The sequence below is a fragment of the Streptomyces brevispora genome (assembly GCF_007829885.1).
GTDB lineage: Bacteria > Actinomycetota > Actinomycetes > Streptomycetales > Streptomycetaceae > Streptomyces > Streptomyces brevispora.
Window position 1 is genome coordinate 4787277 of sequence record NZ_VIWW01000001.1, and the last position, 14365, is coordinate 4801641.

Genomic DNA, 14365 nt, shown 5'->3' on the forward strand with positions numbered 1-14365 from the left:
CCGGCGTCAGGAACCGCGTCGCGAACCGGCGTCACGAACCGTGTGGCGAACCAGCGTCACGAACCAGTGTCACGAACCGTCGGACAGCCCCGCGGCGGCTCATCCGCAGGGGGCCCACCGGTGGCAGACGTACGCCAGCGTGCCCAGCAGCAGCCGTGCCTCCGGTGGCGCCGCCGCGGTGTCCAGAGCCGGCGGCCGAAGCCAGCGGACCGGGCCGAGGCCGCCCTGGTCCGACGGCGGTGCGGTGATGTGGGAGCCGAGTCCGAGCGCCCTCAGGTCCAGCTCCGCGTCGTCCCATCCCATCCGGTACAGCAGCTGGGGGAGTCCGGCGGCGGCGCCCGGTGCCACGAAGAACTGCGCCCGTCCGGCCGGGGTGACCGCCACCGGGCCCAGCGGCAGCCCCATCCGCTCCATCCGTACCAGCGCCCGGCGCCCGGACGTCTCGGCGACATCGAGCACATCGAAGCTGCGGCCCACCGGCAGCAGCATCGAGGCGCCCGGCACCTCGGCCCACGCGCGCGCCGCCGTGTCGAGCGTCGCCCCGGCGGGAACCTCCCGCGCGAAGTCCAGCGGATGTGCGCCGGGGGAGGCGCAACCGGCATCCCCGCACGAGCAGTTGCCTTCCGCGGCCCGCGCCCCCGGGGCGACGGCCCAGCCCCACAGTCCCGTGTACTCGGCCACCGCGGTGCCCTCGGCCGCACGGCCGCGACGTCGTGAACCGGACCGTAATTCGCGGATGCCGCCGATCGTGAAGCCCATGCCCCCTCCAACGGGTCCAACTCGCCGGTGGTTACGGACCGGAGTTCCATCGTGGCACTCCGCCGTCCTTGGTGATCCCTTCGGGCGCGGGGCGTGCACCGGGGTGCCTGACCTCGTTCGCACGCCCCCGAATGCGCCTTTGCACCTACTGGTGATCGCTGTCTGTCAAGTGAATCGCGCCCGGCTGCAGTGGCGTTCATCCGAAGGGGTGGCGAATGGTGGCGTTTCCGCAATCTCCCTCCCTGAGGGGGTGATCGTAGGATTACCGTCGGTACACGAACCATGGAAGTATGTGCTCCCATGGGTATGCCGCAGGCAAATCGACTTTCTGTTCGATGGTGTGCAACCTCCGTACGGGCGTCATCGGTTCACGGCATTCTGATAGTGGTTCGCGGCGGACGGTATTCGGCGGGATGGGGGCGTTCCAGTGAGTGGCAGTGGCGCAGGCGATGCGAATGCCGGTAAGCGCCCGAACGGGCAATTGGGATCATGGTTCGTGCGCAGCGGCTGGTCGAAGGGCGAGCTGGCCCGACAGGTGAACCGCAGGGCACGCCAGATGGGCGCCCATCACATCAGCACCGACACCTCCCGGGTGCGGCGCTGGCTCGACGGTGAGCAGCCGCGCGAACCGATCCCGCGCATCCTGTCCGAGCTGTTCTCGGAACGCTTCGGCACCGTCGTCGCCGTCGAGGACCTGGGGTTACGCACCGCGCACCAGGCCCCGTCGGTGGCCGGCGTCGATCTGCCCTGGGCCGGACCGCAGACCGTCGCCCTGCTCAGCGAGTTCTCCCGCAGCGACCTGATGCTCGCCCGCCGCGGATTCCTCGGCAGCTCCCTCACCCTCGCCGCCGGCCCCGCCCTCATCGAACCCATGCAGCGCTGGCTGGTGCCCGTCGTGCCCGCCGCCGCCGCGGAGCCGGACCCGGCCGCCGCCCGCCGCCCCTCCCGGCTCTCCGGCCCGGAACTCGACCTGCTGGAGTCCACCACCGCGATGTTCCGCCAGTGGGACGCGCAGTGCGGCGGCGGACTGCGCCGCAAGGCCGTGGTCGGTCAGCTCCACGAGGTCACCGACCTGCTCCAGGAGCCGCAGCCCGCCGCCACCGCGAAGCGGTTGTTCCGCTGCGCTGCCGAACTGGCCGAGCTCGCGGGCTGGATGAGCTACGACGTGGGCCTCCAGCCCACCGCCCAGAAGTACTTCGTCCTCGCCCTGCACGCCGCCAAGGAAGCCGGTGACAAGCCGCTCGGCTCGTACGTCCTGTCCAGCATGAGCCGCCAGATGATCCACCTCGGCAGGCCCGACGACGCCCTCGAACTGATCCACCTCGCGCAGTACGGCAGCAGGGACTGCGCGACCCCCCGGACCCAGGCCATGCTGTATGCGATGGAGGCCCGCGCCTACGCCAACATCGGCCTGCCCAGCAAGTGCAAACGAGCCGTCCGGATGGCCGAGGACACCTTCGCCGACGTGGGCATCGACGGCGAGGCCGAGCCCGAGCCCGACTGGATCCGGTTCTTTTCCGACGCGGAGCTCCACGGCGAGAACTCCCACTCCTACCGCGACCTGGCCTATGTGGCCGGCCGCAGCCCCACGTACGCCTCGCTTGCCGAACCCGTCATGCGCAAGGCGGTCGAGCTCTTCGGCGAGGACGACGAGCACCAGCGGTCCTACGCCCTCAACCTGATCGGACTCGCCACGGTCCACCTCCTCAAGCGCGAGCCCGAGGAGTCCACCGTGCTCGCCGAGAAGGCCCTGCGCGTCGCCAAGAAGGTCCGCTCCGAGCGCGTCAACACCCGGCTGCGCAAGACGGTCGACACCGCGGCCAGGGACTTCGGGGACATTCCCGAGGTCGCCCGGCTCACCGATCTCCTCACCGAACAACTGCCCGAGACCGCCGAAGCGGTCTAGCGGCACCCCTGCCCGGGACCGCCGTAGCGGTCCGGCGGCACCCCTGCCCCGGCCACGACGGCCACCCCGCACAGACCGACTTCGGCTCCCCCGATTGCCAGGTCAGTGGGTGGTCGCCGTGGCCGGTTCGTGTGGTCGTTCCCGTACCGGAGCGTCGTAACCGCACCGTATGCGGCCAGGGCCGCAGAGTAGGCCCGAGCGCGGATGCGGCACGGGCGGTTCATGGGGACGTAACACGTCGCTCCCCTTCGTCACTGCGGCGAAACACCGTGCGGCATCGGCGGAAACGGCACTGGGCGAATCTCATGGCGCATAACCGGCCCGCACCTTTTCCCCAGTGGTCCCGCACGTGGTTGTGCCCCCATCGCCCGCACGCGGCCGCACCGACGACGAGGAGACGCCGATGCCCCCAGGCATCACGACGCTCGCAGCAGACGCCCCGACGCTCTCTGCCGCCAACACCGGATTCATGCTCATCTGCTCCGCCCTGGTGATGATCATGACTCCGGCCCTGGCCTTCTTCTACGGAGGCATGGTCCGCGTCAAGAGCACCCTCAACATGCTGATGATGAGCTTCATCAGCCTCGGGATCGTCACGATCCTGTGGGTGCTGTACGGATTCAGCCTCGCCTTCGGCACCGACATCGGGTCCTTCATCGGCTGGAGCTCGGACTTCGCGGGCTTCAGCGGGATCGGTGTCACCCAGCTCTGGGACGGCTACACCATCCCGGTCTACGTCTTCGCCGTCTTCCAGCTGATGTTCGCCATCATCACCCCGGCCCTGATAAGTGGTGCTCTCGCCGACCGGGTCAAGTTCACCTCCTGGGCGCTCTTCATCACCCTCTGGGTCACCGTCGTCTACTTCCCGGTCGCGCACTGGGTCTGGGGGGCGGGCGGCTGGCTGTACGAGCTCGGTGTCATCGACTTCGCCGGCGGTACGGCCGTCCACATCAACGCCGGTGCCGCGGCGCTCGGCGTGATCCTCGTCATCGGCAAGCGGGTCGGCTTCAAGAAGGACCCGATGCGGCCGCACAGCCTGCCGCTCGTCATGCTCGGCGCCGGTCTGCTCTGGTTCGGCTGGTTCGGGTTCAACGCCGGCTCGTGGCTCGGCAACGACGACGGCGTCGGCGCGGTCATGTTCGTCAACACACAGGTCGCCACCGCCGCCGCGATGCTCGCCTGGCTCGGCTACGAGAAGCTCCGCCACGGCTCCTTCACCACCCTCGGCGCCGCCTCCGGCGCCGTCGCGGGACTCGTAGCCATCACCCCGTCCGGTGGTGCCATCAGCCCGCTCGGCGCCATCGCGGTCGGTGCCATCGCCGGTGTCCTGTGCGCCGTGGCGGTCGGTCTGAAGTACCGGTTCGGCTACGACGACTCCCTGGACGTCGTCGGCGTCCACCTCGTCGGCGGCATCACGGGCTCCCTGCTCATCGGCCTCTTCGCCACCGGCGGAGTCCAGTCCGACGCCAAGGGCCTCTTCTACGGCGGCGGACTCGACCAGCTCGGCAAGCAGGCCGTCGGCGTCTTCGCCGTCCTCGCGTACTCTCTGGTCGTCTCCGCGGTCCTCGCCCTCATCCTCGACAAGACGATCGGGATGCGGGTCGACGAGGACGACGAGGTCTCCGGCATCGACCAGGTCGAGCACGCCGAGACCGCGTACGACTTCAGCGGCGCCGGCGGCGGTTCGTCCGCGCGCTCCACGGCCCCCGCGACAGCCCCGACCAACAAGAAGGTGGACGCATGAAGCTCATCACCGCAGTCGTGAAGCCCCACCGGCTTGACGAGATCAAGGAGGCCCTCCAGGGCTTCGGCGTCCAGGGCCTCACGGTCACGGAAGCCAGCGGCTACGGGCGTCAGCGCGGCCACACCGAGGTCTACCGGGGCGCCGAGTACACCGTCGACCTCGTCCCGAAGATCCGCATCGAGGTCCTCGTCGAGGACGAGGACTCCGAACAGCTCATCGACGTCGTCGTCAAGGCCGCCCGGACCGGCAAGATCGGTGACGGCAAGGTCTGGAGCGTGCCGGTCGAGACCGCGGTCCGGGTCCGTACCGGCGAACGCGGCCCGGACGCACTCTGACCGACAGTTCCTTAAACGGAAAGGCAGTTGGGTGACGAGTACCGAAGTGACCACCGAATCCGAGGACTCGGGACCCAGCGGCTATGCGGCGGCCCGGCTGCGCCTCCTCCAGGAGAAGGCACAGCCCGGGCCGCCGCGCCGTGCGGCCCTCGCCTCGCTCACCGACGACTGGCTGACCGCCCTCTTCGCCGCCGCGGCCGCACACGCCGGTGTCCGCGGCGCCGCCCTCGTCGCCGTCGGCGGCTACGGCCGCGGCGAACTCTCCCCGCGCAGCGACCTCGACCTGCTGCTCCTGCACGACGGCACCGCCGACGCCGGAGCCGTCGCCGCCCTCGCCGACCACATCTGGTACCCGGTCTGGGACCTCGGCCTCGCCCTCGACCACTCCGTACGCACCCCCGCCGAAGCCCGCAGAACGGCGGGCGAGGACCTCAAGGTGCAGCTCGGCCTCCTCGACGCCCGGCCCGTCGCCGGGGACCTCGGCCTCGTCGCCTCCCTGCGCACCGCGATCCTCGCCGACTGGCGCAACCACGCCACCAAACGCCTGCCCGCGCTCGACGAGCTCTGCCGCGAACGGGCCGACCGCCAGGGCGAGCTTCAGTTCCTCCTGGAACCCGACCTCAAGGAGGCCCGCGGCGGACTCCGCGACGCCACCGCCCTGCGCGCCGTCGCCGCCTCCTGGGTCGCCGACGCACCCCGCGAGGGGCTCGCCGAGGCCCGACGCGTCCTGCTGGACGCCCGCGACGCACTGCACCTCACGACCGGCCGCGCCACCGACCGCCTCGCCCTCCAGGAGCAGGACCAGGTCGCCACCGACCTCGGCCTCCTCGACTCCGATGCGCTGCTGCGCCAGGTGTACGAGGCCGCCCGCACCGTCTCGTACGCCACCGACGTCACCTGGCGCGAGGTCAACCGGGTGCTGCGCGCCCGCTCGGTCCGCCCCCGGCTGCGCGCCATGCTGGGCGGCGGCCGGACCCCGGCCGTCGACCGCAGCCCGCTCGCCGACGGCGTCGTCGAGGCCGACGGCGAAGTCGTCCTCGCCCGCACCGCCCGCCCCGAACGGGACCCGGTGCTCGTCCTGCGCGCCGCCGCCGCAGCCGCCCAGTCCGAACTCCCGCTCTCCCGCCACGTCGTACGCCACCTCGCCACCACCGCCAAGCCGCTGCCCGTGCCCTGGCCGGCCGAGGCCCGGGAGGAACTCGTCACCCTGCTCGGCGCGGGCGAGGCCACCGTCCCCGTCTGGGAGGCCCTCGAAGCCGAAGGGCTGATCACCCGGCTCCTGCCCGACTGGGAACGGGTCCACTGCCGGCCCCAGCGCAACCCCGTCCACACCTGGACCGTCGACCGCCACCTCGTCGAGGCGGCCGTCCGCGCCTCCTCCCTCACCCGCCGCGTCGGCCGCCCCGACCTGCTGCTCGTCGCCGCGCTGCTGCACGACATCGGCAAGGGCTGGCCCGGCGACCACTCCGTCGCCGGTGAGGTCATCGCCCGGGACATGGCCGCCCGGATCGGCTTCGACCAGCACGACGTGGGCGTCATCGCCACCCTCGTACGCCACCACCTGCTGCTCATCGAGACCGCCACCCGCCGCGACCTCGACGACCCGGCGACCGTCCGCTCCGTCGCCGGAGCGGTCGGCACCGCCTCCACCCTGGAGCTCCTGCACGCGCTCACCGAGGCCGACGCGCTCGCGACCGGACCCGCCGCCTGGTCCACCTGGCGCGCCTCCCTCGTCACCGAGCTGGTCAAACGCGTCGCGGCGGTCCTCGCCGGCGAGGCGCCCGAGGAGCCCGAACCCGCCGCCCCCGGCGTGGAACAGGAACGCCTGGCCATCGAGGCCCTGCGCACCGGTGAGCCGGTCCTCGCCCTGCACGCCCAGACCGAGTCGACGGACGAGGACGGCGCCCCCGAACCCATCGGCGTCGAACTCCTCATCGCCCTCCCGGACCGGCCCGGCGTCCTTCCCGCCGCCGCCGGGGTCCTCGCCCTGCACCGCCTCACCGTCCGCGCCGCGGACCTGCGGGCCGTCGAGCTCCCCACCGAACTGGGGGACTCCGCCGATGTGCTGCTCCTCAGCTGGCGGGTCGCGGCCGAGTACGGATCGCTGCCCCAGGCCGCCCGGCTGCGCGCCGACCTCGTACGCGCCCTGGACGGATCGCTGGACATCCGGTCCCGGCTGGCCGAGCGCGAGGCGGCCTACCCGCGCCGCCGCGGGGTGAAGGCCCCGCCGCCGAGGGTCACGGTCGCGGCGGCCGGCTCGCAGCTGGCCACGGTGATCGAGGTGCGCGCCCAGGACGCCCCGGGACTGCTGCACCGGATCGGCCGGGCGCTGGAACAGAGCGCGGTACGGGTCCGCAGCGCGCATGTGTCCACGCTGGGGGCCAATGCCGTGGACGCCTTCTACGTCACGGACACGGACGGTGGGCCACTGCCCGCCGCACGCGCCGCGGAGCTGGCCCAGGAGGTCGAGAAGGCGCTCGGCTGATCCCCCGGCCGGGTGAACACCCCGTGAAGTCGCCCTCGTCCGTCACGAGTACCGGGCGAGGGCTTTGCGTTCTCCGGGGTCCGGATACCCTGGGGGACGACCGACCTGCCACCCGCCCCCGACCCTGAGGACCGACGAGCGCCGTGTTCGATACTCTCTCCGACCGCCTTGCCGCGACTTTCAAGAACCTCAGGGGCAAGGGCCGCTTGTCCGAGGCGGACATCGACGCCACGGCTCGCGAGATCCGTATCGCCCTGCTCGAGGCCGATGTCGCCCTGCCCGTCGTCCGGTCCTTCATCGCCAACGTCAAGGAGCGGGCGCGCGGCGTCGAGGTCTCCCAGGCGCTGAACCCCGCGCAGCAGATGATCAAGATCGTCAACGAGGAGCTCGTCTCCATCCTCGGTGGCGAGACCCGGCGGCTGCGGTTCGCCAAGACCGCGCCCACCGTGATCATGCTCGCGGGTCTCCAGGGTGCCGGTAAGACGACCCTCGCCGGAAAGCTCGGCGTCTGGCTCAAGGGCCAGGGCCACTCCCCGCTGCTCGTCGCCTGTGACCTCCAGCGCCCCAACGCCGTCAACCAGCTGAGCGTCGTCGCCGACCGCGCCGGTGTCGCGGTGTACGCGCCCCAGCCGGGCAACGGCGTGGGCGACCCGGTCCAGGTCGCCAAGGACTCGATCGAGTTCGCCCGGTCCAAGCAGTACGACGTCGTCATCGTCGACACCGCCGGCCGTCTCGGCATCGACCAGGAGCTGATGCAGCAGGCCGCGGACATCCGCGACGCCGTCAGCCCCGACGAGATCCTCTTCGTCGTCGACGCGATGATCGGTCAGGACGCGGTCAACACCGCCGAGGCCTTCCGCGACGGCGTCGGCTTCGACGGTGTGGTGCTCTCCAAGCTCGACGGCGACGCCCGCGGTGGTGCGGCCCTGTCGATCGCCCACGTCACGGGCAAGCAGATCATCTTCGCGTCGAACGGCGAGAAGCTCGAGGACTTCGACGCCTTCCACCCGGACCGGATGGCCTCGCGCATTCTCGACATGGGTGACCTGCTCACCCTGATCGAGCAGGCGGAGAAGACCTTCAGCCAGGAAGAGGCCGCCAAAATGGCCTCCAAGCTGGCGTCCAGCAAGGGCAAGGACTTCACGCTCGACGACTTCCTCGCCCAGATGGAGCAGGTCCGGAAGATGGGCTCCATCTCCAAGCTGCTCGGGATGCTGCCCGGCATGGGGCAGATCAAGGACCAGATCAACAACATCGACGAGCGCGACGTGGACCGCACCGCCGCGATCATCAAGTCGATGACCCCGAAGGAGCGCGCCGAGCCGACGATCATCAACGGCTCGCGCCGTGCCCGTATCGCCAAGGGCTCCGGCGTCGAGGTCAGCGCCGTGAAGAACCTGGTCGAGCGGTTCTTCGACGCACGCAAGATGATGTCGAAGATGGCACAGGGCGGCGGCATGCCGGGGATGCCCGGGATGCCGGGCATGGGCGGCGGTCCCGGCCGGCAGAAGAAGCAGGTCAAGCAGGCCAAGGGCAAGCGCAAGAGCGGTAACCCGATGAAGCGCAAGGCCGAGGAGCAGGCCGAGGCCGCCCGCCGCGAGCAGGCGGCGCAGGGCGGCGCCTTCGGTCTGCCGGCCGGCCAGGACGACAAGAACTTCGAGCTGCCGGACGAGTTCAAGAAGTTCATGGGCTGACCGGCCCGCACACGCCCGAGGGGGCGCCCGCTTCACGGCGGGCGCCCCCTCGGGCGTGTGCGGGGAGGTGGGGCCCCGTCGGCGGGTGTGAGGGAGTCGGGGTCCCCCCATGGGCCAGCGGGCAGCCGCTCCGAGAGCTTCGCCCCTGTTTCTCCCTTGGTGTCGGCTCAACGGCTGTCGGCAGAGGAGCACGCGTGACCAGTCCGGTACCTCCCCGCGACCGAACCGACCAGCCCTGGCGCTCCGAGGGCGCCCCGCCGCCCACGCCGCCGGGCCGGAAGATGCCGGGAGGCTGGGGCGGGCTGCTGCTGACCGCGCTGGCCGTCTACCTGATCGCCAATCTGGTGCTCTCCTTCTTCAACGGCGAGCAAGAGCCGACGATCGAGAGGAACGCCGCAGGACCGCGTACCACGAGAGCGGGCACGCGCTGCTCGGCATGCTCCAGCCGGGCGCCGACCCCGTCCGCAAGGTCACCATCGTGCCGCGCGGCCGGGCGCTCGGGGTCACCCTCTCGACACCGGACGCCGACAAGTACGCGTACACCGAGGAGTATCTGCGCGGCCGGATCATCGGCGCGCTCGGCGGGATGGCGGCCGAGCAGGTGGTGTTCGGCGTCGTCACCACGGGCGCGGAGAGCGATCTGGAGCAGGTCACCGGTCTGGCCTGGGGCATGGTGGGCCGCTGGGGCATGAGCCACAAGGTGGGCCGGCTGGCGGCGATCCCGGCCGATGCCCAGCAGGCGTACGGCCTCTCGGCCGCGCCCGCGACGCTGGACGCGGTGGACGGTGAGATGCGGCGCATCGTCGACGAGTGCTACGAGGAGGCGTGCCGGCTACTGGGCACAACCGGGACCGGCTGGACTCGCTGGCCGGGGCGCTGCTGCAGAACGAGACGCTGGACGAGGCGGCCGCCTACCGGGCCGCGGGGATCACCCGGCTGGCCAAACCGTAGGGGTCCCGTTTCCTGCGTCGTGGGTTCGCGAGGCCGGCCCTCCGGCTCCCTACGTCGTGCAGACGAGATAGCGGAACACGTTGGGCATCCAGACTGTGCCGTCCCGCCGCCGGTGCGGGCGCAGGGCCTCCGCCACCTCCTTCTCCACCTGGGACCGGTCCGTCGCCCGTATCGCCGCGTCGAAGAGCCGTGTCGACAGCAGACCCCGGACCGCACTGTCCATGTCCGCGTAGCCGAACGGGCACGCCACCCGCCCCGAGCCGTCGGGCTTCAGCCCGGTCCGGAACGCCACGTCCTCCAGATCGTCCCGCTGGGCGCCCAGCCAGCCGCCCGCACCGGGGGAACGCGTACCCTCCGCCAGCCGGGCCGCCACCCGCAGCACCGCGGCCGTGGCACACCGCTCGGGCGGGCCCCAGCCGGTCAGTACGACCGTGCTGCCCCGGCCCGCCAGCGGTATCGCGGAACCGAGCGCGCCCACCAGCTCCTCCGCGTCGTCGGCCGAGCAGCCGATCGGAGTGAACGCGGTGATCAGGTCGTAGGGCTCGTGGCCGGTCGGCGCGGCCGGAACGCCGTCCAGGAGCCACGGCCCGGTGGCCGGGGGACCGGCGGCGCCCTCGTGATCCGGCAGCAGCCGGACCCGGGCGAGCGTGAGACGTTCGGCATCGGCGTCGATGCCGGTGACGCGAGCTCCGCGGCCGGCCGCGATCAGCAGCGCGAGCCCGGAGCCGCAGCCGAGCGAGAGCATCCGGGTGGCGGCCCCCACTTCCAGCCGCCGGTAGACCGCCTCGTACAGCGGCGCGAGCATCCGCTCCTGGATCTCGGCCCAGTCGCGGGCGCGGGAACCGGTGTCCACCGAAGCGGACGAATCCGTGTGCGTGTGGTGCCGGACGAGCGTTGGTGTCATGGAATGCGCCCCAATCCGCCGAGATGCCGGTCATGTCGATCGGTCGAGTCCGAGTGGACGATTTCCCCGTGCCTGCGGCCGCGCTTCCCCCGTAAGCCAGAGAACTGCGCATCCGCCGCCGCGTCCAGGGGGCTACGGGCAATGGTTGCCCCCGGTGCCGCTCGCCGGTCCAGTCTCACCCGACACGCGGGGCCGGGCATGTCGAGGGCGCGGGGGAGGGGAGCGGGGCGGGCCGCGCCCCCGGTACTGTCGGTTCCCGGGGGCGGCGCCCGCCGGGTTTCGGGGCGCCCGGGTGGTGCGAGTTCCGGGAGGCGTACGCGCCGTCTACGCGCTCGGGCGTACACGACACTACGTACCACCTTGGTGTGAGCTGTGTGACTTCTCCGCAGATCAGCGCACCCGCCCTCGTCAGGACACATGAACCGCAACTGACTGGTACGTGCAAATTATTTGGGATGCCCCGGAATCGGAACACTGGGGTGCTCGCGCTCGTTGTCACGACGTGAGCACGACACCACCTGTACTTGCCGCAGAGCTGGCACAGGCGTGGGCCGACATTCAGCGGTACCACCCCGAGCTGCCCTCTCTCGCCGCGCCCGAGTCCCTGATCGGAGAGTCCTCGTCCGCCTGTGGCGCCGAGCTCTCCTTCGAACGGCTGCTCCACGAGGCAGTCCATGGCATCGCCGCCACCCGAGGTGTCCGTGACACCTCGCGCGCCGGCCGTTACCACAACCGTCGGTTCCTCGCGATCGCCGAGGAGCTGGGCCTCGACCACGCCGAGGAGCCCCATCCCAGCAGTGGCTTCTCACTGGTCACGCTCAACCCCGAGGCCAAGCGCCGGTACCGGCCGACGATGGAGCGGTTGCAGCGCGCCCTCAAGGCGCACACCGTGGCCACCGCCGCCGACACCAAGCGCTCCTTCCGCGGCCCGGCCGCCCGGCACGGCTCCTCCGGAGGGGGCGTGCGGGTCAAGGCCGTCTGCGACTGCGGTCGCAATGTGCGCGTCGTCCCCTCGGTCCTCGCGCAGGCCCCGATTGTCTGCGGCGGCTGCGGAAAGCCGTTCCGGATCCCGGAGGCAGTGGTCGCGGTGGGGTGAGCCGATGTGGTGTGGCACAATGGCTAGCTGTACTCGACAGTCGCATAGGACCCCTCTCTCCTCCGGCTGACGCGTCCATCGGGCACTCGAGTACCGCAACCCCACGTGGCATCTTCGTTGTGCCCAACCACGTCATAGACCAGGAGACACCACTTCCGTGGCAGTCAAGATCAAGCTGAAGCGTCTGGGCAAGATCCGTTCGCCTCACTACCGCATCGTCGTCGCCGACTCCCGTACCCGCCGTGATGGCCGGGCCATCGAGGAGATCGGCCTGTACCACCCGGTGCAGAACCCCTCGCGCATCGAGGTCAACGCAGAGCGCGCGCAGTACTGGCTGTCCGTCGGCGCCCAGCCGACCGAGCCGGTTCTCGCGATCCTGAAGCTCACCGGTGACTGGCAGGCCCACAAGGGCCTCCCGGCCCCCGCGCCGCTGCTGCAGCCGGAGCCCAAGGCCGACAAGCGCGCCCTGTTCGAGGCCCTGACCAAGGACATCGGCGAGGAGTCCAAGGGCGAGGCCATCACGCAGAAGGCGAAGAAGGCCGACAAGAAGGCGGACGAGGCTGCTGACGCTGCCGCGCCTGCCGAGTCGACCGAGGCCTGAGCATGCTCGAGGAGGCTCTCGAGCACCTCGTGAAAGGCATCGTTGACAACCCCGAGGACGTGCAGGTCGCTTCGCGCGATCTGCGTCGGGGCCGTGTGCTCGAGGTTCGGGTCCACCCCGATGACCTCGGTAAGGTGATCGGCCGCAACGGCCGCACCGCACGCGCGCTGCGTACCGTCGTCGGCGCCATCGGCGGCCGTGGTATCCGTGTCGACCTCGTCGATGTGGATCAGGTTCGCTGACAGAGTTGAACACCGGCACGGGCCGGGGAGGGCCATGCGCCCACCCCGGCCCGTCGTCGTACGACAGGAGATACACAAGGTGCAGTTGGTAGTCGCGCGGATCGGTCGCGCCCACGGCATCAAGGGCGAGGTCACCGTCGAGGTGCGCACGGACGAGCCGGAGCTCCGGCTCGGACCCGGTGCGGTGCTGGCCACCGAGCCGGCCACGACGGGACCGCTGACGATCGAGACCGGCCGGGTGCACAGCGGCCGGCTGCTGCTGCGTTTCGAGGGCGTACGGGACCGTACGGGCGCCGAGGCGCTGCGCAACACGCTGCTGATCGCCGATGTCGACCCGGAGGAGCTCCCGGAGGACCCCGAGGAGTTCTACGACCATCAGCTGATGGACCTGGACGTGGTTCTCGCCGACGGCACCGAGATCGGCCGGATCACCGAGATCACGCACCTGCCGTCCCAGGACCTCTTCATCGTGGAGCGTCCCGACGGCACCGAGGTGATGATCCCGTTCGTCGAGGAGATCGTCTCCGAGATCGATCTGGAGGAGCAGCGCGCGGTGATCACTCCGCCGCCGGGCCTGATCGACGAGAGCGAGGCGGTCGTGGTCTCCTCGCGCGACGAGGAGTCCGCAGCCGCCGAGGCCGGGTCCGGCTCTCGTGAGCGCGGGTCCGCGTCCGATGCCGTCGAGTCCGGGAAGGACGACTGATGCGCCTCGACGTCGTCACGATCTTCCCCGAGTACCTGGAACCGCTGAACGTCTCGCTCGTCGGCAAGGCCCGCGCCCGCGGGCGTCTCGACGTGCATGTGCACGATCTGCGGGAGTGGACGTACGACCGCCACAACACGGTCGACGACACCCCCTATGGCGGCGGTCCCGGCATGGTCATGAAGACCGAGCCGTGGGGCGACGCCCTGGACGAGACCCTGGCCGGTGGTTACGAGGCCGGTGCCCACTCCCCGGTGCTCGTGGTGCCCACGCCGAGCGGCCGGCCGTTCACCCAGGAGCTCGCCGTCGAGCTGTCCGGGCGGCCCTGGCTGATCTTCGCCCCGGCCCGCTACGAGGGCATCGACCGGCGGGTGACCGAGGAGTACGCCACTCGGATGCCGGTCGTCGAGGTGTCCATCGGCGACTACGTGCTGGCCGGCGGGGAAGCCGCGGTGCTGGTGATCACGGAGGCGGTGGCCCGGCTGCTGCCCGGAGTGCTCGGCAACGCCGAATCGCACCGGGACGACTCCTTCGCCCCCGGCGCGATGGCCGATCTGCTGGAGGGGCCCGTCTACACCAAGCCGCCCGAGTGGCGCGGCCGGGGGATCCCGGACGTGCTGCTCAGCGGCCACCACGGCCGGATCGCGCGCTGGCGCCGGGACGAGGCCTTCCGTCGTACCGCGCTCAACCGGCCCGATCTGATCGAGCGTTGCGAGGCGGCGGGCTTCGACAAGAAGGACCGCGAGATGCTCTCGATCCTCGGCTGGTCACCGGAGCCCGGCGGCCGATTTTGGCGCAGGCCCGACGCCGTGGAAGAATAGGCCGCTGCTGTACGTCCGGCGTGCGCCCCTGCCACAGGGGGAAAGCGGCCGTTGTGTTCCCCATACGTATTCATGTGGGGATGGTCCCGACGCCCGTCCGACGCGATCAGCACCCCGAACTCAT

Annotated in this window: 12 protein-coding genes and 1 pseudogene; 11 read left to right on the forward strand and 2 right to left on the reverse strand. The window is 71.1% G+C overall.

All coding sequences use genetic code 11. The features are described from left to right. Window positions 1-99 precede the first annotated feature (99 nt). A complete protein-coding gene (locus FHX80_RS22335) occupies window positions 100-759 on the reverse strand; it encodes a bifunctional DNA primase/polymerase (protein ID WP_145765820.1) in 660 nt (219 codons plus the stop codon). 427 nt (window positions 760-1186) lie between these two features. On the opposite strand from FHX80_RS22335, the gene nsdA reads away from it, so the two are divergent. From nsdA to FHX80_RS22365, 6 genes and pseudogenes are all read left to right on the forward strand, one after another. Then, window positions 1187-2665, forward strand: coding sequence for a transcriptional repressor NsdA (nsdA, locus tag FHX80_RS22340; protein WP_145765821.1), 1479 nt, complete (start codon window positions 1187-1189; stop codon window positions 2663-2665). A gap of 403 nt (window positions 2666-3068) precedes the next feature. Continuing rightward, on the forward strand, window positions 3069-4409 hold the full coding sequence (locus FHX80_RS22345; RefSeq protein WP_145765822.1) for an ammonium transporter: 1341 nt from the start codon (window positions 3069-3071) through the stop codon (window positions 4407-4409). Then, on the forward strand, window positions 4406-4744 hold the full coding sequence (locus FHX80_RS22350; RefSeq protein WP_145765823.1) for a P-II family nitrogen regulator: 339 nt from the start codon (window positions 4406-4408) through the stop codon (window positions 4742-4744). The genes FHX80_RS22345 and FHX80_RS22350 overlap by 4 nt, the downstream gene beginning before the upstream one ends. A gap of 31 nt (window positions 4745-4775) precedes the next feature. After that, window positions 4776-7229 carry a [protein-PII] uridylyltransferase gene (locus FHX80_RS22355; RefSeq protein ID WP_145765824.1) on the forward strand — a complete coding sequence of 818 codons (2454 nt, stop codon included), beginning with the start codon at window positions 4776-4778 and terminating at the stop codon, window positions 7227-7229. Window positions 7230-7372: 143 nt separating this feature from the next. After that, window positions 7373-8923, forward strand: coding sequence for a signal recognition particle protein (gene ffh / locus FHX80_RS22360; RefSeq protein ID WP_145765825.1), 1551 nt, complete (start codon window positions 7373-7375; stop codon window positions 8921-8923). A 385-nt stretch (window positions 8924-9308) separates the two neighbouring features. After that, a pseudogene (locus FHX80_RS22365) lies at window positions 9309-9874 on the forward strand (M41 family metallopeptidase); the annotation flags it as partial. Between the two features lie 49 nt (window positions 9875-9923). Here FHX80_RS22365 and FHX80_RS22370 read toward each other — a convergent pair. After that, window positions 9924-10778: a class I SAM-dependent methyltransferase gene (locus tag FHX80_RS22370; RefSeq protein WP_145765826.1), complete on the reverse strand. Its 855-nt coding sequence runs from the start codon at window positions 10776-10778 to the stop codon at window positions 9924-9926. A gap of 502 nt (window positions 10779-11280) precedes the next feature. On the opposite strand from FHX80_RS22370, the gene FHX80_RS22375 reads away from it, so the two are divergent. From FHX80_RS22375 to trmD, 5 genes are all read left to right on the forward strand, one after another. Then, on the forward strand, window positions 11281-11874 hold the full coding sequence (locus FHX80_RS22375) for a hypothetical protein (RefSeq protein ID WP_145765827.1): 594 nt from the start codon (window positions 11281-11283) through the stop codon (window positions 11872-11874). Window positions 11875-12031: 157 nt separating this feature from the next. Continuing rightward, a complete protein-coding gene (gene rpsP / locus FHX80_RS22380; protein ID WP_145765828.1) occupies window positions 12032-12475 on the forward strand; it encodes a 30S ribosomal protein S16 in 444 nt (147 codons plus the stop codon). A 2-nt stretch (window positions 12476-12477) separates the two neighbouring features. Continuing rightward, entirely contained in the window at window positions 12478-12717 is a 240-nt protein-coding gene (locus FHX80_RS22385) for an RNA-binding protein (RefSeq protein ID WP_145765829.1), read from the forward strand. Between the two features lie 79 nt (window positions 12718-12796). After that, the gene (gene rimM, locus FHX80_RS22390) at window positions 12797-13420 is read left to right on the forward strand and encodes a ribosome maturation factor RimM (RefSeq protein ID WP_145765830.1); all 624 of its coding nucleotides are present in this window, start codon (window positions 12797-12799) and stop codon (window positions 13418-13420) included. Beyond that, the gene (gene trmD / locus FHX80_RS22395; protein ID WP_145765831.1) at window positions 13420-14241 is read left to right on the forward strand and encodes a tRNA (guanosine(37)-N1)-methyltransferase TrmD; all 822 of its coding nucleotides are present in this window, start codon (window positions 13420-13422) and stop codon (window positions 14239-14241) included. Before rimM ends, trmD begins: the two co-directional genes overlap by 1 nt. Window positions 14242-14365: the final 124 nt, after the last annotated feature.

Bases quoted from the DNA above. Each gene is read 5' to 3' on its own strand.
- FHX80_RS22335 (WP_145765820.1), bottom strand. From the start codon at position 759: ATGGGCTTCACGATCGGCGGCATCCGCGAATTACGGTCCGGTTCACGA.
- FHX80_RS22345 (WP_145765822.1), top strand. From the start codon at position 3,069: ATGCCCCCAGGCATCACGACGCTCGCAGCAGACGCCCCGACGCTCTCT.
- FHX80_RS22350 (WP_145765823.1), top strand. From the start codon at position 4,406: ATGAAGCTCATCACCGCAGTCGTGAAGCCCCACCGGCTTGACGAGATC.
- FHX80_RS22370 (WP_145765826.1), bottom strand. From the start codon at position 10,778: ATGACACCAACGCTCGTCCGGCACCACACGCACACGGATTCGTCCGCT.
- FHX80_RS22385 (WP_145765829.1), top strand. From the start codon at position 12,478: ATGCTCGAGGAGGCTCTCGAGCACCTCGTGAAAGGCATCGTTGACAAC.
- trmD (WP_145765831.1), top strand. From the start codon at position 13,420: ATGCGCCTCGACGTCGTCACGATCTTCCCCGAGTACCTGGAACCGCTG.